The sequence below is a fragment of the Nocardioides sp. AN3 genome (genome assembly GCF_054653495.1).
Genome location: NZ_BAAIGC010000008.1, coordinates 1 through 20,908, shown reverse-complemented (window position 1 = coordinate 20,908; position 20,908 = coordinate 1). Strand labels below are relative to the sequence as shown.

The following is a 20,908-nucleotide window of genomic DNA, read 5'->3' as shown; positions in this document are numbered from 1 at the left end:
AGGCGGAAAGGTGCCCCCCATGCCCACCCACATCTTCAGGTCGATCGATGAGGTCGAGTCAGCAGTCGGACAGGCGCTCGGCACTACCGCCTGGATGAACGTGACCCAGGCGGAGGTGGACCAGTTCGCAGATGTGACGGGCGACCGTCAGTGGATCCACGTCGACATTGAGCGAGCGGCCCTCTCGCCATTCAGGGGCACCATTGCACACGGCTATCTCACCCTGGCGATGCTGCCGTCCCTCGCCCAGCAGATCTACGTCTTCGCGACAGGCTCGGCGCGCCTCAACTACGGGCTCGACAAGGTCCGCTTCCCCGCCCCCATGCCGGTTGGATCGCAGCTGCGCGGCACACCCACGATCACGTGGACGCGGCGCGTCCAGGCGGGAACCCAGGTGGGCGTCAACTGGAAGATCGAACGTGAAGGTGGCTCGCGCCCTGTGTGCATCGCGGAGAGCATCACCTTGATCGTGCCGTGATCCGCCCGGCGGCAAGGATCGTGTCCGCGAGACTAGGACTGAGGGATCACGGATGGGAGCGACGTCGCTTGACGGGCGCCGAAGTAGGCCTCGACCACCTGCGGAAGCGCGAGCACTTCATCGAGTGCGCCGCTCCCCAGGACCGAACCTGACGCCAGAACGGTGACCTTGTCGCAGGCTGCCCCGACGAAGTCCAAGTTGTGCTCGACGAGGACAACGGTGAGGTCACTGGCTCGCATCTCACTGAGGAGGGACTGCAATGCGTGGATCTCCTCGACGTTCATGCCGGAGGTCGGCTCGTCGAGAAGAAGGACGCCCGGCTCGCCCAGAAGGGCCCTCACGAGATCGACGAGCTTGGCTACGCCGGCGGAAAGGTCGACGAGTCGCACGTCCAACACATCGGACGTCAACCCGACGCGTTCCAGCTGGACGCTGGCTCGCGCGTCGAACTCGACGAGTCGGTGGTCATGTCGCCGAGGCGCCACTGCCGCCACCCACCACGGCGATGGGCTACGGCGATGCGCGCCAAGCCGCAACAGCTGCCGGACGGTCAGGGTGTGGTCGCCGTGTGGATTCTGGAAGGTCCGCCCCAGGCCGCGATGCACGCGGCGATACGCAGCTTCGTGCGCGATCTCGTGACCCAGCAGCGAGATGGACCCGGTCGCGCGCACAAAACCAGACACCGCGTTCAAGAGGGTGGTCTTTCCGGACCCGTTCGGACCGATGATCGCGTGCAGAGCGCCTGCGGCGACCGAGAGCGAGACTCCGTCGACCGCCTTCACGCCCCCGAAGTCGACATGAACGTCCTCGAAGCGCAGCACTGGTTCCATGTGGATAGTCACGTGTGTTCTCCCTCCGCCGGCACAGGACTGTTGAAGCGTCTGCTCCGGACCCGGGAGGCAAGCCCGAAGATGCCATCCGGCGCGAAGATCAGGAGCAAGATCAGGCCGACGCCATACGTCAACTGCCCGAGCCCCTGGAAGTTGGCGAGTCCGTGGGACAGGTAGGTCAAGGCGATCGCCGCGATGATGACACTGCCGTTTCGACCGCGGCCGCCCACGACGACGACCACCAACAGCAGCGCTGCGGTGCCAAGTCCGAAGTCGCCTGGGCCGACGTACCCGTTCAGCAAGGCCAGCATGGCACCCGCCACCGAGCCGAAGAGGCCACCTACGGCTGTGGCGACGAGATGGCAGGAACGAGGGCTCACACCGGACGCCACTCCCGTGACCTCGCTCATGGTGACCGCCGACATCGCAAGGCCGAACCGCGAGCATCTCAGTGCGTCCGCGCAGTAGGCGACGAGGAGCACGATGACGAACCCCACCCGGAAGAAGGTCGAGGGTGTCGAGAGCGCCGTCGCGAGGCCGTCGCCGATCATCGGAGCCCCGTTGGCGCCGCCGGTGAGCCCGGCTGCGTTGTTGATGACAAGGAGCACGATCTCAGCAAAGACGAGCGAGGCCAGGATGAAATAGTGGGTCTTCAAGCGACTTCCGAGGAGCCCCATGCCCATCGACAGCAGCGCGCCGATGGCCGCCGACATCACCACGGCCGACATGGTGCTCAGCCCGTGACTGAGGGAGATCGTGAAGGAGTAGGCGCCCAGCGCCATCACGCTCGCCTGCGCAATTGAGACCAGGCCCGCGAGACCGAAGATCACATTCAGGCCGATGGCGGCGACCGCGTAGACCCAGGCAAGGTCGAAGGTGAGCACCGCCGAATCCGAGAGGAGTCCCACCGCTACCTGGCCGACGAGGGCCAGCGCGATGAATCGCGAGAGCGCCGGACGATCGCCGGGCATCGGGCGCAACCGCATCCTGGCTGCCAGATCACGGGCGACTGCGCGACCATCGGACCGTGCGGCTTCCACCACGCTGCTGATATCAGACACCACGAACAGCCTCCAGTTCATCGCCGAAGAGCCCGCGCACGCGAACGAGGAGCACGAGACCGATCGCCGCGTATTGGACGACATCCGCGTAGGTGCCCGTGACGTATACGGCCGCGACATTGTGGGTGACCCCGATCAGGATGCCGCCCACGACCGCGCCGTGCAGGCTTCCAAGGCCGCCGAGAACCGCGGCGGCGAATCCGTACACGGTAAGCCCGAGTCCGCTGTCGGGGGCGAGCCCGATGCTAGGTCCGATCAGGAGTCCCGCGACACCGGCAGTCGCCCCCACAAGGGCGAGAGCCAGCAGATACAGCCTGCGTGACGGCACACCGAGAAGCTCGACGACGTGGCTGTCCTGCGCGACACCACGCATGGCGCGTCCGATGCGCGTCGACTGCAGCCCAACGATCAACGCTGCGCTGATGGCGACGGCCAGCCCGAATGTCCCGAGGTCGTTCTCCGAGAGCGTGACACCGAGATCAAGGGAGCGGGTGGACAGCAGGGCCGGCGGTGCCTTCGCGACGCTGCCCCAGGTCATCTGGATGATGCTCTCCACGACGATGGCGACGCCGAAGGTGGCAAGAATGGCGCTGATCAGCGAACGCCGGTAGAGCGGCCACAGCACCAGCAACTCCATCGCCGCCGAAGCGAAGGCGGCCGTCAAGATGCCCGCCACGGACGCGGCCAAGATGGAAGCGCCGTGTTCGTCAAGTGAGTACGCGGTGTAGGCACCGAGCATCGCAATGGATCCATGGGCGAAGTTGACGACGCGAGTCGTCTTGTAGCACAGCGAGAGACCGAGGCCGAGCAGCCCGTAGACAGTCCCGGCGATCACTCCGCTGATGATCGTTTGAACAACGATTGTCATCGATCACGCCTTTCCCTTCATGGCCCGCAGTGGGGCTCGGTTGCGGGCGCAGGCTCGAGACCTTGCGCCCGCAACGTCGCCTATGACTCAGGACAGGACCTAGTGGACCGTCGAGATGAGCGTCGCGGCCCCGTTCTCCACCTTGCCGACATAGACGGGGGCGGCCGCGCGCGAGTGCCCGGGACTGAAGGCGAAGTGGCCAGACGGAAGGTCCATCTGCAGCCCATCGAGAGCCGACCCGATCGTTGAGGCGGTCGGGCTGGCGCCGGCAGAATGCAGGGCCCTCACCAAGACGGCGACGCCTTCATAGAGGACATCCTCGGTGAAGGTCGGGACCGCGTGGTGCTCCGCCTCCCACGAGCTCTGGAAGGTCGTCGACTCGGCATTGTCGTTGGCGACGTAGGGCGAGGCAAAGACAACGCCATCGAGAGCGGCACCGCCGGCCTTGAACGCCGTGTTGTCATAGACGTCGGGCGACGCGTAGATGGGTGCCGTGATGCCGAGACTCCGAGCCTGGCTCACCAACTTCGCAACGGACTCGGAGTAGCCCTCGACGAAGAGCGAGTCGACGTCCGCCCGCTTGATCCGCAGGATCTGGCCGGAGTAGTCGGTGGCCGCCGGGTCGTACGTAGCCCGCGCTGTGACGGACATAGTGGCACTCTTGACGCTCGTGACCATCGAGTCCCCGAAGGCCGCGCCGTAAGCTGTGGTGTCGGTGATGACACCCACCTTGGCGCCCTTCTTGCTGCGCATGTAGCCGGCCAAGGCGTCCGTCACCCGGGAGAGCGACGGCTGGGCGTCCCAGATGTACGTGGGCTGGTCCGACATCACGCTGGGTGTCAGTGTGGCCGTGACGAGAGGGATCCTGCGCGCCGCGAGTGTTGACTTCATCGCCAGGGTGTCGCCAGCACAGGCCGCGTAGACCGCGAGAGGCTTCTGCCCGAGCGCTCGGTTGATCGCCTGCGCCGCGACCGACGGCGTGCACTGCGTATCGACCTTGATGAGCTTGATCGGACGCCCATCGACATCGGCGCCGTACTTCTTCAGCGCGAGAGCGAAGGCCTGGTCGGTGACTTCACCGTAGGCTCCCGCTGCGCCTGAGTAGGGCACGGCGACGGCGACCTTGATCGGAGCCTCCGAAGTCGCAGAGCCATCACTCGAGCCACATGCGGTTGCGGACAGACCGATGGCGACGGTGAGGACGGCCATGAAGAGGGGGCGTCGGTATCGCAGGTGTCGCATCTCTTTCCCTTCAGTTGTGCTTCGTGTGGTGGGGATGGGACTTCTTCCCGAGAAATGCGGCCTGCACGGACGGGTCGTCTCGCATGGCCTTGGCGCTTCCTTGCATCACCATGCGGCCCGCGTCGAGGATGAGAGCGCGGTCAGCGTGCGGCAACGTCTCGACGACGTTCTGCTCGACGATTACCATCGATCGCCCCGTCGCTCGCACATTCGAGAGTGCTTCGAGGACGTGGCCGCGCATGGAGGGCGACAGACCCGTGAGGGGCTCGTCGAGCATGAGCAGCGATGGATCGGCCATGAGTGCCCGGCCGATGGCGAGCAACTGCTGTTCTCCACCGCTGAGCGTTCCGGCAAGGCGCGCCCGCCATCCGGCGAGCACGGGCAGGATCTCGAAGATCTCCCCGAGACGATCAGCAGCACGTCGAGTCGGACGCACCGTGTGTCCGCCGAGCCGGAGATTGTCCAAGACCGTCATGCCCTGGAACACACGACGACCCTCCGGGACGTGCCCGAGCCCCGTTCGAGCGATCGCATGCGGGGCTTGCAGGCTCAGGGGCCTCCCGTCGAGCGTGATCTCGCCTCGCCGCGGCTTCAACAACCCCGACAGAGTCCGTAGCAGCGTGGTCTTCCCCGCGCCATTGCGTCCGAGGATGGCAACGACTTCGCTCCTCCCGACCTCAAAGGACACATCGTGAATGACGTCGGGTCCTCGGCGGTATCCAGCAGCGACGCCGACAACCGCCATCGAGCCGCGGTCTGCCGCGAGGTCGGCGGTTGCGGGGCGAGGCACGTGCACCTCGTTTCGCGGGTTCGACATCGACTCGCTCCTTAGATACCTACCGGTTGGTTTGATATGACCATAGTCACGGATCGGCGGCTACGGCTAGGGGTTGGGAGATCTTTTTCGACGACACCGCCCACGCCCCGTCGCAGAAGGGCGCCGAGCGCAGACACGTCTCGCCGCCTCCGGCAGCGCGACGGAGACGGGACGAAGCGGAGCATGGTTGCCGATCAGCCGGCGTGGATCGGCAACCACACCCTCAAGGCCCCGCGATGTGGTCGACTCTCAGATCACCCGCGTTCGGGTCGGACCGCGATCGCATCGATCTGGACACGGACGTCCGCCGCGAGACCGACGACGAAGGTGCACCGAGCCGGGTAGGGACCGGCACCGAACTCCTCCTTGTAGGCAGCGATGAACTCCGGGCGCAGATCGTCACTGCGCAGGTAGCAGGTCGTCTTCACGATGTCCCTGCGAGAGAGTCCCGCGTCCGCCAGGATCAGATCGATGTGCTCGAAGACGATGCGCACCTCGTCGGCGATCGTGACCGCGTCCGAACGTCGCCGCAACGTCACTCGGTCCAACGCGATGCCAGGGGCGAACACCAGGGAGTCCGTGGCGACGCCGGACGAGAGCCCGAGCTCGGAGTAGTCGCCGACGTCTGTGGGATTGAGGTATCGGGTCATGAGGTTGTCTCCTTCTCATCTGGGGACGGGCGGCTAGCGACCAACGAGGAGCTCGAAGGGACGGTTGAAGAGGATGTCCTCGACCACCTCCCGCGGGATGGGCAACGGCATGTCGAGCTCGGCGATCGCCAGGAAGTCGTTGGCCGCATCCCTGGGGTCGAACGAGGGAAAGTCCGAGCCGAAGACAAGCCGGTCGGTGACGTGTCCCTCGATAGCGAGGCGCAGGCCGTTGTACATCTGCCAGGGCTTGATGGGCAGCGTGGAGACATCGGCGAAGACGTTCCGGTTCTTCATCATCAGCTCGACCGTCTCGTTCATCCAGGGCTTCCCGAAGTGGGCAAGCAGGATGTTCGTGCCACGAAAATCGCGCGCGACCTTGTCGAGTTGGCTGGGATAGGCATACTCCAAGAACCCGTCGGGCGCGAACACGCTGGCCTGGTGGAACATCAAGAAGATGCCACAGTCGGCGGCGGCCCGGTAGATCTCGTAAGCCTCAGGCGCGTGAGGGTGAAAGCCCTGATAGGGCGGTGACAGCTTCACGCCGTGAAGACCAAACTCCTTGACCGCCGTACGCAGGGCGACGGCCGCGCCAGGCTGCGTCGGATCGACGCTTCCGACCGCGATCGCTCGATCTCGGTTCTGCTCGAGGTAGGCACCGAGGTAGTCGTTGGGCACGAACATGCCCATCTTGGCGATCTGCAGCCCGATGAGCGCGAACTTGTCGACACCGGCCTCGGCCATGACCCGGGCGTGCTCGGCGAGGTCCGCCTCGCCAAACGCTGGACGACCCACGAGCTCGGTTCCGCGATCAGTCCATACCGGCCCGCAGTGCTCTGGCTTGAAGATGTGAGTGTGCCAGTCGAGGAGGCTCCGCCGTTGCGTGCCCTCGCCGCTCGACATCGCCGTCACGACGCCGACGGTCGCGCGGCGATCGCGTCGAGCTCAACACGACAGCCGCCGGCGATCCCGACCGAGAAGGTCACCCGGGCCGGGTATGGGCCGGTTCCGAGAAACTCGGTGTAGGCGGTCCAGAACTCTTGGCGGTACGCGTCGTCGCTCAGATAGCAGGTCATCTTCACGATGTCCTTCATGGTGCAGCCCGCTGCTTCGAGGATCGCCTGGATCTCCTCCAGGCAGATACGCGTCTCCGAGGCGATCGTGTCGGCGTCCTGGCGACGCGTGATGGTGTCGAAGTCGAGGGCCATTCCGCCCGCGAAGACGAAGTCGCGGGTCGCCACACCCGGGTTCATGCCGAACTCCGGGTAAGGAAGGCCCCAAGGGTTGAGGTACTCAGGCATCAGACATTCCTCCTGTGGTGACCGTCAGTGGATGTCGCTCGCCGGCAGCTTGGCGCCGGCCTCTCGCACGGCCGGCATCACCTTCTCAGCGAACAGCCGCATGGAGTGGTCGATAGCCTCGATGCTCGACATGCCCGGCACGCCCATCTGCAGGAGCCAGTTGTGGACCTGATGCGATTCGGTCATGGCGAGCATCTGCCGGGTGACAGTCTCAGGCGAGCCGATGAAGAGATGCCCGCGCTCCATCAGGAAGTCGTAGGCGTCGTCACCGTCAAGGTCCTGCCAGCGCGGGTCCTTCGGGTCCTCATCAGCATCAAGGAACACGCCGACGCCACGCACCATGCAGATGAACTTGAAGAAGTCGACGACTGCTGTCTGCGTCGCCTGTCGAGCCTCCTCGTCGGTCGCCGCCACGAACGCGATCCGCAGGACTGACGTATGGGCGCCGAGGGCAGGCCGGACTCCGTGCGCCTCCTCATACGACTCCACATATGCCCGGTTCAGACCGGCCAGAACCTTGCCTGTCGGATACCACGTGATGGCGCCGATGCCCTTGCGGGCTGCATCGCGGAACCCACGCTCAGTCTCCGTGACGGCGAAGAGCGGCGGGTGCGGTTGCTGGTAGCACTTCGGGTAGAGTGAGAACGCAACCAGGTTGCCGTCGTCGTCGAGCCAGCCTTCGGGGTCCGGCGCACCGGGCGCGTGGAGATACTTCGTCCCCGGCGTGGGAAGCGTATAGCGCTTTCCTTCGTGGCTGAAGACCTCCTCGGTCCAGAGCTTCTGGACGATCTCGTACTTTTCGTCGAAGATCTCGATGCTGTTGTCTGCGCCGCCCCAACGGTCCGCCTCCGGGTTGAGGTTCATCACCTCGATCGGGAGGATGCCGCGGCCGAACGCAACGTCGAGCCGACCGTCTGCGCAGTGGTCGAGCACGGCCAGGTCCTCTGCCACTCGGATCGGGTGCCACAGAGTGATGGAGACGGCGGCCATGCCGAAGCGAATGCTCTTCGTGCGGGCGGCAAGGTCCGTCGCGAGCTGGATCGGGTTCGGGCTCGCGTCGGTGCCGTCCACGTCGAAGTGGTGCTCGCCCAGCCAGATGCGATCGAAGCCGAGCTCGTCAGCCAGTTGCGCGTGATGCCGGGCCGTCTGCAGGACGTCGTTCCACGACATCTCGCCGGTTCGGTTAGTGAGCGCGTACAGCAGGTCGATCTTCATCTCAGCAACTCCCAGTCATTCGATTGCCAGCGCCTGCTCCAACGAACAGACCAGTCGGTATGGTGATGATTCTTCTGTCAGTCGTCAACCGCATCCGGTGCGCCGCGGCCGGCCGCTCCCCGAACGCCTCGGAAGGGTTGCGTCGTGACCCGCACCACATTAACATACCGACCCGTTGGTTTGTAACCATCGCATTCCAAGAAGTCCGCGGTATTCCGTCTCTCGACAGCCACCGCCCGACAACCAACGTAGACCGAAGGAGGGCGCATCAGTGAGCACCAGATCGGACCACGGCAACAACGCCCATGTTCCCAGCCGTCAGCCGTCCAGTGCCGAGCTCCTCCTTGGCGGCTTTGCCGATGAGCTGGTGGCCATCACTGACGAGGTTCTGTTCGAGCGGGTATGGAGACGGACCGACCTCTCCCCCAAGGAGCGGAGCCTGATCACCGTTGCCGCGATCGCGACCTTGGGCAACCTCGACCAGCTCACGTTCCACCTCGGCCTCGCCAAGAAGAACGGCAACACCGAAGGCGAGTTGGTCGAGGCCCTCACGCACTTGGCGTTCTATGCCGGCTGGCCGAAGGCGATGGCAGCCATGGGGGTCGCCAAGCAGCTGTTCAGCCGCTGACTGCCCTCGGTGCCCTCGACAGCTTGGGCAGGAGGCGCTTACGTCGCCTTCAGGCCGGAGACGAGGATCTGCCCGAACATCTCCCCGATCTCATGGGGCGTTGCCTTCCCGGCGCCGGTCGTGAGCCAGGTGTGGCTCCATGCGCACATGCCGATGACGCCGAACGCTATCAGCCGGGCAGGGCCGAGGTCCTTGAAGACGCCTTCCTCGATCCCGCGCTCGACCACCTGCACGACGAGGCTCTCGAATTCGTCGCGCTTGGCGCGGATCTCCTCGAAGGCCTCCTCCGAGAAGAAGCGCTGCTCCTGGAGATAGACCGAGATCTCCGACTTGTAGCGGCCGAGTGGCTCCATCAGCACCTCGGTCACCATGTCGGCCAGCAGCACGTCGGCCGGCTCGTCGCGCGCGAGGACGGCGCGAGCGCGCTCCAGCTGGTCGTCGATGAAGGTGTCGTGGAGCTCATGGAGCAGGTCTTCCTTGCTCTCGTAATAGTGGTAGAACGCACCCTTGGTGCGATCCGCATTCTCCACGATCTGCTGGACCGACGTCGCGTCGTAGCCATGTCTCTCGAAGAGGGTGAGCGCGCTCTTGAGGAGTGCCGCCTTGGTTGCGTCGGGGTCCCGTTTCACGGGTCCAGACTTCGACACGACGCCGCGCTTGCCTCTTGCTTTCGCCATCAGTGCTGTCTCCACGCCGGACTCGAAGGTGGCCGCCCGGACACCCGGGAGGGGCCTAACATTCCTATCAGTTTGATACCTCAGACCGCCAACGGCACGCCCGGGTGATGAGTCGGAAGCACCGTGGCGCCTATCCGCGCCGCAGTGCGCTAGGCGAACGCGGACGTCGGTCGCCGGCCACCGAGCAGCTCGGTCGCGCGCTGGGACGCCTCCACGGCGCGCGCGATATAGGCATCGATCCCCCCACGTCCATCCGGTCGAGCAAAGCCGGACACGGTGAATGCCAGCGCAACTCGACCAGTCGCGTCGAAGACGGGAGCAGCGATCACGCGGACATCCTGGCGCGTGCGATCCGTGAGCTCAGGCGGGTCGTAGCACAGTCGGGTGGCAAGGTGGGTCAGCCTGTCGGTTGACACCGCCCGTGGGTCGCGAGCCAGCCGGTCGAGCGCCGAAGCGAACTCGCGCTGAGCGTCGTTCAGAAGTCCGATCGAATAGCCGCGCCGGCGGACTGCGTCGAGTCGTTCCCGCTGCTCCCCACGCATGTCTCGGCCAGGAATGACACTCAGCCACGTCTCGATGTCGTCGCCGTCGAGCCAGGCAGCCAACGCATTGCCGTTCGGCGGCACGAAGGGGAGATCGACACCCACCAGTGTCGGGAGCCCGGTCGATGCCGGACTGTCGGCGCTGGCGAGGACGACGATCCTGTCATCCTCCACGCTCGTCGCGATGCATCGAGCGGCAAGGTCCTCTGCCAGCCGCTCCATCTCCGCTCGAACCACATCGACCTCCCGCAGCCGCTCGGCTGAGACGGAGCGCCCCTCGGGGGCCACCATCGACAGTGGCGCGAAGCGCCCGTAGCCGCCTTGGAAGAACAGCAGCGGCAACGACCCGTTCTCGACGTTCAGGTCGAGCACCCGGCCGTACACGGCGAAGTGATCGCCAGCCTCGTGCACGTCGGCGATCTCGCAGTCGATCCAGGCGACGACGCCGTCGATGATGGGCGAGCCTGAGCCGGTCGCGCGAGTCTCGATGCCTTGGAACCTGTCGCCGTCCTTCGACGCGAACTGGCGACACACCCACTCCTGCTCTGCGCTGAGGATGTTGACGCAGAACCGGCCGACGCGCTCGATGCGCGGCCAGCTGCTCGACGATCTGTCGGGGTAGAACGCGACCAAGGGAGGGTCGAGCGAGACCGACGTGAAGGAACCGACAACGAAGCCCGCTCGGGTGCTGTCGTCGCCGGCGGCGGTGATGACGCAGACTCCTGTGGGATATTGCCCGAGCACCTCTCGGAACCATGTCGCGTCAGACGGAGCGGGCCGTTCCATGGCAGCCTCCTACGGGACTCATAGCGTCACCGATCAGTCGGTATTCGATGGTTGATAGGACTTCCCACACATCCCAGGTCTCGCTCAGTGTCCGACGACGGACAGCCAAGCGTCTCCGTCGGGCCGCATCACGTCATCGAGCAGAGCCCGGTCCCACGTGTCGCGAGTGCCGAACTCGTCGCGCCAGGCAAGGAGTCGGCCCGTTGAACGGTGCAGCGCATGCTCGGTGGTGAACCCGATGGCTCCCAGCACCTGGTGCGTGTTGCGGCACACGACGCCTGCAGCATGGGACGCGCACGACTTCGCGACGGCGACCGCCCGTTGAGCCTCGCGAGCCTGCTCGGATGCCGCCATGGCCTCGACGGCACCCAGGGTCGCGGCCTGCGCCAACGCCGTCTCGGCCGCGGCATCGGCGAGGAGGGCCTGCACCGCCTGGAACGTGACCAGCGGGCGCCCGAACTGCTCTCGGACCGCGGCATGCTCCACGGCGAGCTCGATGCAACGGTCGAGCGCGCCGCACAGCTGGGCCGACCTGGCAAGAGCGCCGCGCAGCTGCAAGGAGGCCATGACCTCCTCCGCGACGCCAGCATCGACCGGCCGACCGGCGTCGGGGAGGTCGATGAGCCGATCGCGCGGCTCTCCAGCGAGATTCTGGTCGCGACGCCACTCGACATCCGCGGCGGGCACGTCGAGAAGCGACCACTGGTCCGACTCGATGAGGAGGAGGAGGCGATCGGCGTTCCGGCCATACGGGACGACGATGTCGGCGTCAGTCGCACGCCGCAGTCCCACGGAGGTCAACCGATCATCGGCCGGCAGATCGAAGCGCTCGGCCAGCCAGCCTCCCAGGAGGTCGTGCTCAGCCAGCGGAAGCGCCGCACAGTGGTAGCCGGCGAGTCGCTGGAGCACGGCGGCCTCGAGCCAACCCGCGCCGCTGCCACCACGGTCTTCGGCACCGGTGAGCCTGGTCAGTCCCAGCTCTTCCAGGTGCAGCCATGCCTTCGGATCGAATGCTGCGGCCGAACCAGGCACGACCTCGGTCGACCACCGAGTCAGCACCGCATCGACCATCGCCACGTAGTCGCGGTCGACAGGAAACTCGATCATCATGCTCGTGCTCCCAGCTTGCTCGCCACTATCCCGCGCAGGATCTCGTTGGTGCCACCACGTAGCGTGAAGCCCGGCCGCCGCAGCAGGCTGAGCGCGGCCAACTCTCGGAGCGCCGGGTCGCAGGACGCGGGTCCTGAGGCCGCGTGCTCAGCCACGAGATCCGCGATATCGCCCTCGTTGAGCGTTCCCATGACCTTGACCATGCCCGCCTCCACGTCAGCCGGTCGCCCATCCTGAAGCATGCGAGAAACGTGGGCGGACAGCTGGTGCAGTCCTGCGAGACGGGCGAGGCTCCGACCGATCCTCGGATCAGGGTCAGACTCACCCGCCCGGATCATGTTGACCAAGCGCGCGAGTGCCGGGAATGTGGACAAGAACCGCTCAGGTCCGCTTCGCTCGAAGCCGAGCTCAGAAGTGACCTGGCTCCAGCCGGCGCCGACGACGCCGAGAAGGTCGGCGTCCGGCACGAAGACGCCGTCGAAGACAACCTCGTTGAAGTGGCTCTCACCATCGAGCGACTGGATCGGGCGTACGTCGACACCCGGTGAGTCCAGATGGACGATGAACTGGGTGAGCCCGTCGTGACGCGAGGACTGCTCGCGCGGCGTCGTGCGCACGAGCGCGATGAAGGCGTGCGCTCGGTGTGCATTGGACGTCCAGACCTTGCTGCCGTCGAGCTGCCAGCCGCCGTCGACCCGCACGGCCTTGGTCCGCACAGCCGCCAAGTCCGACCCTGCATCGGGCTCACTCATGCCGATCGCGAAGTAGCACCTGCCGCTTGCGATCTCGGGAAGGAATCTCTCCTGCTGTTCGCGAGTGCCATGTCGCAGAAGCGACGGCGCTATCTGCCGATCCGCAACCCAGTGGGCCGCCACGGGCGCGCCGACCGCGAGCAACTCCTCGGTCACGACAAAGCGCTCTGCATACGATCGACCGCGCCCGCCCAGATCCTCGGGGATCGTCATGCCGACCCAGCCTCGAGCCGCGAGCGCCTGACTGAAGTTGGGGTCCCAGCCGCTGAGCCAGCTGTCCGCCGTCACCTCGAACGAGCTCGCCATGATCTGTTCGTCCACGAACTGACGAACCTCGTGCCGCAGGGCCCTCAGGCGCGCTGCATCGTCGCTCATGTCCGGCATCCCCTTCCCGCGTCTGCAGACGGTCGGTTCGTCAACACAGCTCCAGCACCATCGCATTCGCCATTCCACCGGCCTCGCAGATGGCCTGGAGGCCATAGCGTGTGCCGTTCTGCAGCATGCGGTGAACGAGCGTGGTCGTCAGCCGGGTCCCCGAGCACCCGAGCGGATGCCCGAGCGCGATGGCTCCGCCGTCCGGATTGAGCCGGGCTGGATCGGCGCGTGTCTCCGCAAGCCAGGCCATGGTCACGGATGCGAACGCCTCGTTGACCTCGAAGGTCCCGATGTCGGCGAGCCGGAGTCCAGCGCGTGAGAGGACCTTCTCCGTCGCGCCGATCGGGCCGGTCAGCATCATGACAGGATCGACGCCGGTGACGGCGAAGCTGTGGAACCGCGCGAGCGGCCGCAGTCCGAGGTCATCGGCGCGTTCGCGACTCATGACCAACACCGCGGACGCCCCGTCCGAGATCTGCGAGGAGTTGCCTGCTGTCACCACACCGTTCTCGTCGAACGGCGTCTTCAAGCTCGACAGTGAGTCCAGGCTCCCACCGATCCGGATGCCCTCATCGGCTCGCATGTCACCGACGCCGATGAGCTGGCTGTCGAACCGACCTTCGCTCTGTGCGCGGGCGGCGAGTTCGTGTGAGCGAAGGCTGTGCTCGTCGAGCTGGGTCCTCGATAGCCCCCATCTCTGAGCGATCAGCTCGGCAGCGACGCCCTGCGAGAACTCCACACCGGGATAGCGCTGGGCGACCAACGGGCCGCGCGCCTGACCGTGCCCACTCGTCCGCGTGGATCCCATAGGGACGCGAGACATGGACTCCACGCCTCCAGCGACGACGACGTCGTACTGCCCTGACATGACGCCCCCGACCGCGAAGGCGAGCGCCTGTTGCGAAGAGCCGCAGGCCCGATCGACCGTGGTGCCGGGGACGGTCTCGGGCCAGCCAGCAGCGAGAGCAGCCCAGCGTGCGACGTTCGAGGACTGCTCGCCGATGGTGGTCACGCATCCCCAGATGACGTCCTCGACGAGCAGGGGGTCGATCGCGGTCCGCGCGACGAGGCCGCGCAGCACTTCCGAGCTCAGGTCGACGGGATGGACCCCCGCAAGTCCTCCTCCGCGCCGGCCGATCGGGGTTCTCGCCGCGTCGACGATGACGGCCTCGCGCATCACTTCTCCTTGTCGGCTGCAGCTAGAGCGCTTCGGCGCATGGACCACATCTGGATGGGTCGTTCCACTTGGACCGCGACGTCCCAGGGCACGCTCGGCGGCCCGAGCTCGCGACGGAAGGTGGCGATCGAAGCTCGCGCGAGCTCAGGGTCGCCTGCGATGCGGTGAGCGAGCTCGAGAGCGCGGTCACTGATGTCCGCTGCGGCGACAACGTCCCATGCAAGTCCGATGCGCTGCGCGGTTCGCCCATCGATCTCTTCGCCGAACAGCGCCATCGCAGCCGCGGTCTCACGGCCGACCAAGCGCTCGAGCAACATGAAGTGACCGCCACCGGGGTGCAGACCTCTCGTGAGGAACCCGCAGAGTATGCGCGCGTCCTCGGCGATGATCCTGAGATCTGCCGCGAGCATCAGATTCATCCCGGCGCCGACGACCGCCCCCTGCACAGCGGCGATCGTCGGGACGCTCACGCGCCCGAGCCGCACGAACGAGTCATACATCGCGCCGAGGTCCTCGTACGCACCTGGGGAAGCGGGGTCCTGACCGACAGCGCTCAATGTCGCGATGTCGCCGCCCGAACAGAACGCCTTGCCCTCCCCCCGCAAGACGAGGCAGGCCACTGATGGACTCCGATCGACCTCCTCCAGAGCCGCGCTCAACTCACGGGCCATCGGCACAGTGATGGCGTTGTACCGAGCGGGCGCATCCAGGCTGATCAGCGCGACGCCTCGGTCGATCTCGAGTCGGACCTCGGGGACTCTGCTCTCAGACATGCCGTCTGCTCCTCTGCCTGGTGATCGGATGATGGAGATCGCCGGGAATGCTGAATCTCGCTCCCGAGCCGCCAGGCCTGTCAGCCGACACTTCGTCCGCCACACACGTAGATGACCTGGCCGGTGACATAGGCAGCCGACGGTGAAGCGAGCCAGCGCACGGCCTCCGCGATGTCCGCCGCTCGGCCAGCCCGCCTCATCGGCACGGCCGCCAGCACCCGATCGCGCGCCTGCTCGGGCATGGCTGCCGTCATCTCAGACTCGATGAAGCCCGGCGCGACGGCGTTGACCCGGATCCGTGGTGCGTAAGCCAAGGCGAGGGCTCGGGTGCACCCGATCACGCCTCCCTTGGAGATGGCGTAGTTGAACTGCCCGACGTTGCCCAGCTGAGCCCGAGAGCTCATGTTCACGACCGACCCGCCGTCGACGATCAGGCTCGCCAGAGCGGTGGTCAGCTCGTACGTCGCTCCGAGGTTGACCCGGAGCACCGCGCGGAAGTCCTCTGGCGACATGTTCCCGATGAGCGCGTCGCGGGTGATTCCCGCATTGTTGACGAGCAGGGTGAGTGGCTCGGCGACACGGTCGACTGCGGCTCTCACCTCGTCACGGCCTCCGGCGTCGGTGATGTCGGCGCGGACGGCTATGGCGCCCAGCTCGTTCGCCGTCTCCACGACCGCCTCGCTCATGTCGACGAGGACAACCTGGTGTCCGCCCTCGATGAGATCAGCGGCGATCTGCCGACCGATCCCCCGAGCGGCACCTGTGACAACACACTGCGTCATGGGAACATCCCTCCTGCATGACCGGTCCCGAGGGCGATGACTTGGCCCAGCCCTGCGCGGGTCTCGACGGCGAACTGCACGGCCGAGGCCAGATCCCCGGCGGAGTCAGTCCTGTCAGTGGCGATGATGCCGACGTAGCGCCCCCTTCGGAGGCCTTCGAAAGCGAGGCACCTCGCGCCTGACACCAGACCGGTCGCCACCATCGAGTCCAGCGCTGAGGCCCGTCCGAGCATGGCATCGCTGTCGACGACGAACACGATGTCGGCATCGTTCATCGATGCTTGCTGAGCCAAGGTGAACGCGTCGCTCAGCTCGTCCTCCGCCTCCTGCCAGCTGCGCAGGCCGCGGGAGGCCACGAACACGACGCCGTGCGCGGCATCGGCCTCGGGCGACCCCAGGACGCTGAGGTCCTCACGATCCTCGGCCGACGCCGTCCGGATCCTCATTCACTGCCCCTTCGTCTCAGCATCGTCACCATCTCGCCGTGTTGGACCGTCTCGCCGCGCTGGTTTCGCACCTCGATCCGTTCGATGACGATCCCGCGTCCGGGCGTCGACACCTCGCACACCTCGACGACTTCGCTGTGCACCCTCACCGTGTCGCCGATCAGGACCGGGCCCTTGAACTTCCAGCTTCGGATCTCGACAAGCGCGACGATGGTCTCGTCGAACCGACCGGTGCGGCTCCGCAGACCGGTGACGAGGGACAGCACCAACGCGCCGTGGACGAGCCGGGCGCCGAAGGCGCTGTCGCGCATCATCTCGGCGTTGGTGTGCACTTCGTGGTGATCTCCGGACAGGCCGGCGAAGTTGACGACATCGGTCTCGGTGATCGTCTGGGCAGCGGTCACGAAAGAGAGTCCGACTCGAGCCTCGTCGAACCACAGCGGACCGGGTGCGAGCGTGCCGCTACCGTCCATCACTTCGTCTCCTTTCACTGCTTCGAGGATCGCGACATGCGGCGACGCCGCGGATCGCAACTGCGTCGATCTGCACCCGACAGTTCCCTGCAAGACCAAGGAAGACTGTGCAGCTCACCGGGCGGCCACTTGCCGGGAACGCGTTCGCGTAGGCCTCGTTGAACTCCTCGAGGTGGCTCACGTCGCTCAGGTAGCACGTCGTCTTGACGACATCGCCGAGAGTCAGGCCTGCGGTCTCAAGGGCAGAGCCGATTCGAGCAAGCACTACTTCGGTCTCATGTGCGACCGTGTCGGCCTCTTCGACAAGCGTCATCGATGCCACCTCGATGGCGAGGGCAGAGGCGTAGACAAAGGGGCTGCGGTCAGCGGGAGTGGGCATCAGGTGTCCCTTTGGGTTGTCCTGGCGGCATAAGCCACCGCCTCCACGGCGAAGCGAGCACCTCCGGTGAGCGTGGCGGTCATCATGACCCCCACGGGATCGACGCCCCGCTCGCACCTATCCCGGTAGGCGGCGACAACGTCGGCCCTCAAGGACTCATCAGTGATCCAGCACGTCGTCTTCACCAGATCCGCACGGCTCATGTCAGCACGCCCAAGGGCCTCGTCAAGGACGTCGAACGACCTGGCAACCTCTTCTTCGATCGTCTCGACGCCTGTGGCAAGTCGGCCGGTCCTCGGGTCGACCGCCGAGCCAGTCGCGAAGAGGTAGCCGTCAGCTCCGCCCTCGGTCGGGTCCCGGCGCACGGCAACAGCATCCAGCTCGACGCGGCGCCCGCGGGCGATGCCGACCACCTGGGTCAGCCGGACCGCCCGAGTGTCGATATCCGCGAAGGCCGTGTCATAGGTCTTCCAGAACTCGGATCGGTAGGAGTCCGCGGATAGGTAGCAGTTGATCTTGACGATGTCCTCGAGACCGCAGCCTGCTTGCCCGAGGATCTGCGCAAGCCGTTCGAGGCAGACGGTGGGCTCCTCGGCGATGCTGATGGCGGTACGCTCGCGTCGCATCGTCTCGCTGTCCAGTGCCCTCGCGGTGGCGAAGACCAGATCTCCTGCCACCGCCCCGGCAGGACTGCCGCAGGCGCCCGGCTCGTACAGGAACGTGTTCGTCATCTGTGTGTCCTCGTGTTCGCGGTGTCACCAGCGCGAGACCACGAGCTTCTCCTCGGTGTAGAACCGCAGAGGGGCGTCACCGCACACGTGGATGTCGCCGTAGAACGACGTCCCGAGGCCCCCCATCGTGAAGTTCGCGGGCGGGGCCGGGAAGGTGTTGACGCCGATGTTGCCGGACCGGAAACCGCGCTCGAAGACGCGGGCGGTGCTGCCGGACCGGGTGAAGACCGTCGCAGCGTTGCCGAACTCGGTGGCGTTGGCCGCCGCGAGGGCGGCTTCCACAGACTCCACTCGGTGGATCAGGATGATGGGGCCGAAGGTCTCCGCCGCGTCGATCGAGTGGTTGAGGGGCAGGCCCGTGAGAATCGTCGGACCGACGAAGTAGCCGTCGCTCGTGGCCGAGTCACCCTGCAAGACGACCTCGCGACCGTCCCGGACGGCGCTCGCGCCGTCGGCAACTGCGCGGGTGATGGCCTCGACGAGGCGCTGCTTGCTTGCCAGGCTGACGACCGGTCCCATTGACGTGCCACCGTCGAAGCCACTGCCGAGCGCCAGCTTGTCGACCCTGAGCGCCACCTTCTCCACGAGCTCGTCGTGAACATCACCGACGGCGATGATCCGGGTGCCGGCCAGGCATCGCTGCCCCGCCATGCCGAAGGCGGATGTCACGATGCCCTCTGCCGCCAGGTCGATGTCAGCGTCGGCGCACACGACGATCGAGTTCTTCGCACCACCATTGGCCTGAACGCGCTTGCCTTGCAAGACACCGCGCTCGTAGATCGCCTTTGCGACGGGCGACGACGTGATGCAGGAGATGGCCGCGACCGCAGGGTGGTCGATCAGCCGCTGTGCCACGTCTGCCCGCCCGTGGACCAGATTGAGCACGCCGTCAGGAAGGCCGGAATCCTGCAGGAGACGGACCACCGAGGTGGTGGCGATGGGATCCTGCTCGGATCCCTTGAGGACGAGGGTGTTGCCGGTGACCAGTGCCCAGGCGGTGAACTGGCTGGGATTCATGACGGGAAAGTTGAGCGGCGTGATGGCGACGCACACGCCGAGCGGCTCCCTGACATGCCGAGCGTCGATCGGACCGGCGACATTGCCTGAGGATGAGTGGTAGAGCATCGGAGCAGCGATCGCGGTCTCGATGAACTCGGTGGCACGAAGGACCTCACCCCGAGCCTCCTCGAGGGTCTTTCCCTGATCGAGGGTGATGGTGCGAGCGAGCTCTTCCTTGTGGTCCTCGATGTTGCGGCGCATGCGATGAAGGCACTGCACTCGACGCTGGATCGATAGGGAGCTCCAGCCCTCGAACGCAGCGGCCGCAGCGCCAACGGCGTCGTCAGCCTCGCTCACGGTGGCAGCGTTCACGGTGCTGATCTGTCGCCCGGTGGCCGGGTCGAACACAGCGATGCTCTCACCTGTGCCGTCTCGCCACTCGCCGTTGATGAGCAGCTGCGCTGCGTTGTCGATCTCGACGGACATGTCGTTCCTCATCTCACTTCTCTGGGGCGTAGGCGCAGGCGCAGGCTGGCGCAGTGCGAGTCGCGTGGGTCGGGTTCTTGGGGTGGGCGTTCAGGCAGTGACGACGTCTTCATACGTGACTCCGAGATCCCCGCCGGCGTCGTACGCCTTCAGGTGAGGAAGGACCTCTCTCGCCATCAGCTCCAAGTTCTCACTCGCGACATCGCGAGGCATCCCTCCGAACGCAGGAACGAGCAGGATGCCACCGGCGTCGAGTCGTTTGACGTAGTCCAGGAGGCGCTCGGTCACCTCGTCAGGGGTGCCCCACACCTGGAGATCAGCGAGGAACCCGGCAAACCCGTCGACGCCGTGCTTCTGGATGTTGCGACTCAGACCGGCGTAGTACTCGTACCCCTCGATCTTGGAGAAGCCGACGTTGTCGAACTCGTAGTGCTCCACCGTCGAGAGCGCATAGCGGTGGAGGTACTCCTCGCGCATGACGCGGGCGCCGGCGGCATCTTTCGCCACCCCGGTGAAGACACAGATGATCGGCTTTGGTGGTTGCCCACCGTTGACCTCGACGAACCGGCGACGGTAGGCCTCGAGCTCCTCCTCGACCGTGTGCCAGGGCTTCTGCGCGATCACCATGACGCCGACTCCGAGCTTGGCCATGAGGTCCATCGACTCGGGAGACACGGCGGAGGCGAACGCACGACCTTGGTAGGAGGCATACGGGTCGGGCCGGATCTCGACCCGGGGCTGCTTGTAGAGCTCGCCGTCGTATTCGAGCACCCCGGTCTCCAGTGCCTGGAGCACCGCGTCCGCGTACTCGCTGAAGAGACGGCGTGACTGCCCCATCGGAACTCGGAACCCCTCGAACTCGACACGGCCCAGACCACGCCCGATACCCAGAAGGCCGCGGCCGCCTGACAGGTGATCAAGCACGACGAAGCTCTCGGCCGTGCGGATCGGGTCCTGCCACGGAAGCACCGTCACCATGGTCCCCAGCTTGATCCGCGACGTCTTCGCAGCCACCCAGGCAAGCAGCTGACCCACGCTCGGAGTCAGCTCGTAGTTGGTGAAGTGATGCTCGGGCCACCACAGGGAGTCGAAGCCGAGCTCCTCCGCCCGCACGGCGAACGGGAGCTCCTCGAGGTAGACGTCCGCGTCAGTGCGCTCACGATCGAGGTTCTGGAACGTAAGCGTCAATCCGGTGTGCATACCTGCCTCACTTCACCACTCTGTCCGACACTGCTGTTCATTCCGACCGGTTGGTCTGTTGGAGACAGTAGTCGCTCCTCGGGGCCACGCGCAAGACCCGCGGGGCGATGTAGATGCCGACCGGTATGCTCTT

Annotated in this window: 24 protein-coding genes; 2 read left to right on the top strand and 22 right to left on the bottom strand. The window is 66.0% G+C overall.

The annotated features are described in order from the left end of the window. Nucleotides 1-19 precede the first annotated feature (19 nt). Nucleotides 20-478, top strand: coding sequence for a MaoC family dehydratase (locus tag ACYQ1K_RS11130; RefSeq protein ID WP_459983049.1), 459 nt, complete (start codon nt 20-22; stop codon nt 476-478). A gap of 32 nt (nt 479-510) precedes the next feature. On the opposite strand, the gene ACYQ1K_RS11125 is transcribed toward ACYQ1K_RS11130, so the two are convergent. From ACYQ1K_RS11125 to ACYQ1K_RS11085, 9 genes are all read right to left on the bottom strand, one after another. Beyond that, on the bottom strand, nt 511-1,320 hold the full coding sequence (locus ACYQ1K_RS11125) for an ABC transporter ATP-binding protein (protein ID WP_459983048.1): 810 nt from the start codon (nt 1,318-1,320) through the stop codon (nt 511-513). Next, entirely contained in the window at nt 1,317-2,279 is a 963-nt protein-coding gene (locus ACYQ1K_RS11120; RefSeq protein ID WP_459983047.1) for a branched-chain amino acid ABC transporter permease, read from the bottom strand. Before ACYQ1K_RS11120 ends, ACYQ1K_RS11125 begins: the two co-directional genes overlap by 4 nt. A gap of 82 nt (nt 2,280-2,361) precedes the next feature. Next, the gene (locus tag ACYQ1K_RS11115; RefSeq protein WP_459983046.1) at nt 2,362-3,204 is read right to left on the bottom strand and encodes a branched-chain amino acid ABC transporter permease; all 843 of its coding nucleotides are present in this window, start codon (nt 3,202-3,204) and stop codon (nt 2,362-2,364) included. A 132-nt stretch (nt 3,205-3,336) separates the two neighbouring features. Beyond that, the gene (locus ACYQ1K_RS11110) at nt 3,337-4,479 is read right to left on the bottom strand and encodes an ABC transporter substrate-binding protein (RefSeq protein WP_459983045.1); all 1,143 of its coding nucleotides are present in this window, start codon (nt 4,477-4,479) and stop codon (nt 3,337-3,339) included. 10 nt (nt 4,480-4,489) lie between these two features. Then, nucleotides 4,490-5,296, bottom strand: coding sequence for an ABC transporter ATP-binding protein (locus ACYQ1K_RS11105; protein WP_459983044.1), 807 nt, complete (start codon nt 5,294-5,296; stop codon nt 4,490-4,492). Between the two features lie 254 nt (nt 5,297-5,550). Continuing rightward, nucleotides 5,551-5,946 (bottom strand): RidA family protein, encoded by a 396-nt coding sequence (locus ACYQ1K_RS11100; protein ID WP_459983043.1) that lies wholly within the window; start codon nt 5,944-5,946, stop codon nt 5,551-5,553. Between the two features lie 33 nt (nt 5,947-5,979). After that, nucleotides 5,980-6,738, bottom strand: coding sequence for an amidohydrolase family protein (locus ACYQ1K_RS11095; RefSeq protein ID WP_488199516.1), 759 nt, complete (start codon nt 6,736-6,738; stop codon nt 5,980-5,982). A 113-nt stretch (nt 6,739-6,851) separates the two neighbouring features. After that, nucleotides 6,852-7,244 (bottom strand): RidA family protein, encoded by a 393-nt coding sequence (locus ACYQ1K_RS11090; protein WP_459983042.1) that lies wholly within the window; start codon nt 7,242-7,244, stop codon nt 6,852-6,854. A 24-nt stretch (nt 7,245-7,268) separates the two neighbouring features. Further along, entirely contained in the window at nt 7,269-8,459 is a 1,191-nt protein-coding gene (locus tag ACYQ1K_RS11085; protein WP_459983041.1) for an LLM class flavin-dependent oxidoreductase, read from the bottom strand. A gap of 271 nt (nt 8,460-8,730) precedes the next feature. On the opposite strand from ACYQ1K_RS11085, the gene ACYQ1K_RS11080 reads away from it, so the two are divergent. Then, nucleotides 8,731-9,087 (top strand): carboxymuconolactone decarboxylase family protein, encoded by a 357-nt coding sequence (locus ACYQ1K_RS11080; protein ID WP_459983040.1) that lies wholly within the window; start codon nt 8,731-8,733, stop codon nt 9,085-9,087. Between the two features lie 38 nt (nt 9,088-9,125). Here ACYQ1K_RS11080 and ACYQ1K_RS11075 read toward each other — a convergent pair whose 3' ends face one another. From ACYQ1K_RS11075 to ACYQ1K_RS11015, 13 genes are all read right to left on the bottom strand, one after another. Then, nucleotides 9,126-9,716: a TetR/AcrR family transcriptional regulator gene (locus ACYQ1K_RS11075; protein ID WP_459983039.1), complete on the bottom strand. Its 591-nt coding sequence runs from the start codon at nt 9,714-9,716 to the stop codon at nt 9,126-9,128. A gap of 197 nt (nt 9,717-9,913) precedes the next feature. Continuing rightward, nucleotides 9,914-11,092 carry a flavin reductase gene (locus tag ACYQ1K_RS11070; RefSeq protein ID WP_459983038.1) on the bottom strand — a complete coding sequence of 393 codons (1,179 nt, stop codon included), beginning with the start codon at nt 11,090-11,092 and terminating at the stop codon, nt 9,914-9,916. Nucleotides 11,093-11,176: 84 nt separating this feature from the next. Beyond that, nucleotides 11,177-12,202 (bottom strand): acyl-CoA dehydrogenase family protein, encoded by a 1,026-nt coding sequence (locus ACYQ1K_RS11065; protein WP_459983037.1) that lies wholly within the window; start codon nt 12,200-12,202, stop codon nt 11,177-11,179. Then, on the bottom strand, nt 12,199-13,329 hold the full coding sequence (locus ACYQ1K_RS11060) for an acyl-CoA dehydrogenase family protein (protein ID WP_459983036.1): 1,131 nt from the start codon (nt 13,327-13,329) through the stop codon (nt 12,199-12,201). Before ACYQ1K_RS11060 ends, ACYQ1K_RS11065 begins: the two co-directional genes overlap by 4 nt. A gap of 40 nt (nt 13,330-13,369) precedes the next feature. Continuing rightward, nucleotides 13,370-14,506 (bottom strand): thiolase family protein, encoded by a 1,137-nt coding sequence (locus tag ACYQ1K_RS11055; RefSeq protein WP_459983035.1) that lies wholly within the window; start codon nt 14,504-14,506, stop codon nt 13,370-13,372. Continuing rightward, a complete protein-coding gene (locus ACYQ1K_RS11050; RefSeq protein ID WP_459983034.1) occupies nt 14,506-15,279 on the bottom strand; it encodes an enoyl-CoA hydratase/isomerase family protein in 774 nt (257 codons plus the stop codon). Before ACYQ1K_RS11050 ends, ACYQ1K_RS11055 begins: the two co-directional genes overlap by 1 nt. 80 nt (nt 15,280-15,359) lie before the next feature. Beyond that, nucleotides 15,360-16,061 carry an SDR family oxidoreductase gene (locus tag ACYQ1K_RS11045; RefSeq protein WP_459983033.1) on the bottom strand — a complete coding sequence of 234 codons (702 nt, stop codon included), beginning with the start codon at nt 16,059-16,061 and terminating at the stop codon, nt 15,360-15,362. Beyond that, nucleotides 16,058-16,507: a hypothetical protein gene (locus tag ACYQ1K_RS11040; RefSeq protein WP_459983032.1), complete on the bottom strand. Its 450-nt coding sequence runs from the start codon at nt 16,505-16,507 to the stop codon at nt 16,058-16,060. Before ACYQ1K_RS11040 ends, ACYQ1K_RS11045 begins: the two co-directional genes overlap by 4 nt. Then, a complete protein-coding gene (locus ACYQ1K_RS11035; protein ID WP_459983031.1) occupies nt 16,504-16,980 on the bottom strand; it encodes a MaoC/PaaZ C-terminal domain-containing protein in 477 nt (158 codons plus the stop codon). Before ACYQ1K_RS11035 ends, ACYQ1K_RS11040 begins: the two co-directional genes overlap by 4 nt. Next, nucleotides 16,970-17,359, bottom strand: a complete 390-nt coding sequence (locus tag ACYQ1K_RS11030) for a RidA family protein (RefSeq protein ID WP_459983030.1) — start codon at nt 17,357-17,359, stop codon at nt 16,970-16,972. Before ACYQ1K_RS11030 ends, ACYQ1K_RS11035 begins: the two co-directional genes overlap by 11 nt. Beyond that, nucleotides 17,359-18,090, bottom strand: a complete 732-nt coding sequence (locus ACYQ1K_RS11025) for a RidA family protein (RefSeq protein WP_459983029.1) — start codon at nt 18,088-18,090, stop codon at nt 17,359-17,361. Before ACYQ1K_RS11025 ends, ACYQ1K_RS11030 begins: the two co-directional genes overlap by 1 nt. A 24-nt stretch (nt 18,091-18,114) precedes the next feature. Then, nucleotides 18,115-19,575, bottom strand: coding sequence for an aldehyde dehydrogenase family protein (locus tag ACYQ1K_RS11020; RefSeq protein WP_459983028.1), 1,461 nt, complete (start codon nt 19,573-19,575; stop codon nt 18,115-18,117). Between the two features lie 90 nt (nt 19,576-19,665). Continuing rightward, a complete protein-coding gene (locus ACYQ1K_RS11015; RefSeq protein WP_459983027.1) occupies nt 19,666-20,763 on the bottom strand; it encodes an LLM class flavin-dependent oxidoreductase in 1,098 nt (365 codons plus the stop codon). Between the last annotated feature and the right edge of the window lie 145 nt (nt 20,764-20,908).

Coding starts and splice junctions, on each gene's coding strand:
- ACYQ1K_RS11130 (WP_459983049.1), top strand. CDS start 20: ATGCCCACCCACATCTTCAGGTCGATCGATGAGGTCGAGTCAGCAGTC.
- ACYQ1K_RS11120 (WP_459983047.1), bottom strand. CDS start 2,279: ATGCCCGGCGATCGTCCGGCGCTCTCGCGATTCATCGCGCTGGCCCTC.
- ACYQ1K_RS11110 (WP_459983045.1), bottom strand. CDS start 4,479: ATGCGACACCTGCGATACCGACGCCCCCTCTTCATGGCCGTCCTCACC.
- ACYQ1K_RS11105 (WP_459983044.1), bottom strand. CDS start 5,296: ATGTCGAACCCGCGAAACGAGGTGCACGTGCCTCGCCCCGCAACCGCC.
- ACYQ1K_RS11100 (WP_459983043.1), bottom strand. CDS start 5,946: ATGACCCGATACCTCAATCCCACAGACGTCGGCGACTACTCCGAGCTC.
- ACYQ1K_RS11090 (WP_459983042.1), bottom strand. CDS start 7,244: ATGCCTGAGTACCTCAACCCTTGGGGCCTTCCTTACCCGGAGTTCGGC.
- ACYQ1K_RS11085 (WP_459983041.1), bottom strand. CDS start 8,459: ATGAAGATCGACCTGCTGTACGCGCTCACTAACCGAACCGGCGAGATG.
- ACYQ1K_RS11070 (WP_459983038.1), bottom strand. CDS start 11,092: ATGGAACGGCCCGCTCCGTCTGACGCGACATGGTTCCGAGAGGTGCTC.
- ACYQ1K_RS11065 (WP_459983037.1), bottom strand. CDS start 12,202: ATGATGATCGAGTTTCCTGTCGACCGCGACTACGTGGCGATGGTCGAT.
- ACYQ1K_RS11060 (WP_459983036.1), bottom strand. CDS start 13,329: ATGAGCGACGATGCAGCGCGCCTGAGGGCCCTGCGGCACGAGGTTCGT.
- ACYQ1K_RS11055 (WP_459983035.1), bottom strand. CDS start 14,506: ATGCGCGAGGCCGTCATCGTCGACGCGGCGAGAACCCCGATCGGCCGG.
- ACYQ1K_RS11050 (WP_459983034.1), bottom strand. CDS start 15,279: ATGTCTGAGAGCAGAGTCCCCGAGGTCCGACTCGAGATCGACCGAGGC.
- ACYQ1K_RS11045 (WP_459983033.1), bottom strand. CDS start 16,061: ATGACGCAGTGTGTTGTCACAGGTGCCGCTCGGGGGATCGGTCGGCAG.
- ACYQ1K_RS11040 (WP_459983032.1), bottom strand. CDS start 16,507: ATGAGGATCCGGACGGCGTCGGCCGAGGATCGTGAGGACCTCAGCGTC.
- ACYQ1K_RS11035 (WP_459983031.1), bottom strand. CDS start 16,980: ATGGACGGTAGCGGCACGCTCGCACCCGGTCCGCTGTGGTTCGACGAG.
- ACYQ1K_RS11030 (WP_459983030.1), bottom strand. CDS start 17,359: ATGCCCACTCCCGCTGACCGCAGCCCCTTTGTCTACGCCTCTGCCCTC.
- ACYQ1K_RS11025 (WP_459983029.1), bottom strand. CDS start 18,090: ATGACGAACACGTTCCTGTACGAGCCGGGCGCCTGCGGCAGTCCTGCC.
- ACYQ1K_RS11020 (WP_459983028.1), bottom strand. CDS start 19,575: ATGTCCGTCGAGATCGACAACGCAGCGCAGCTGCTCATCAACGGCGAG.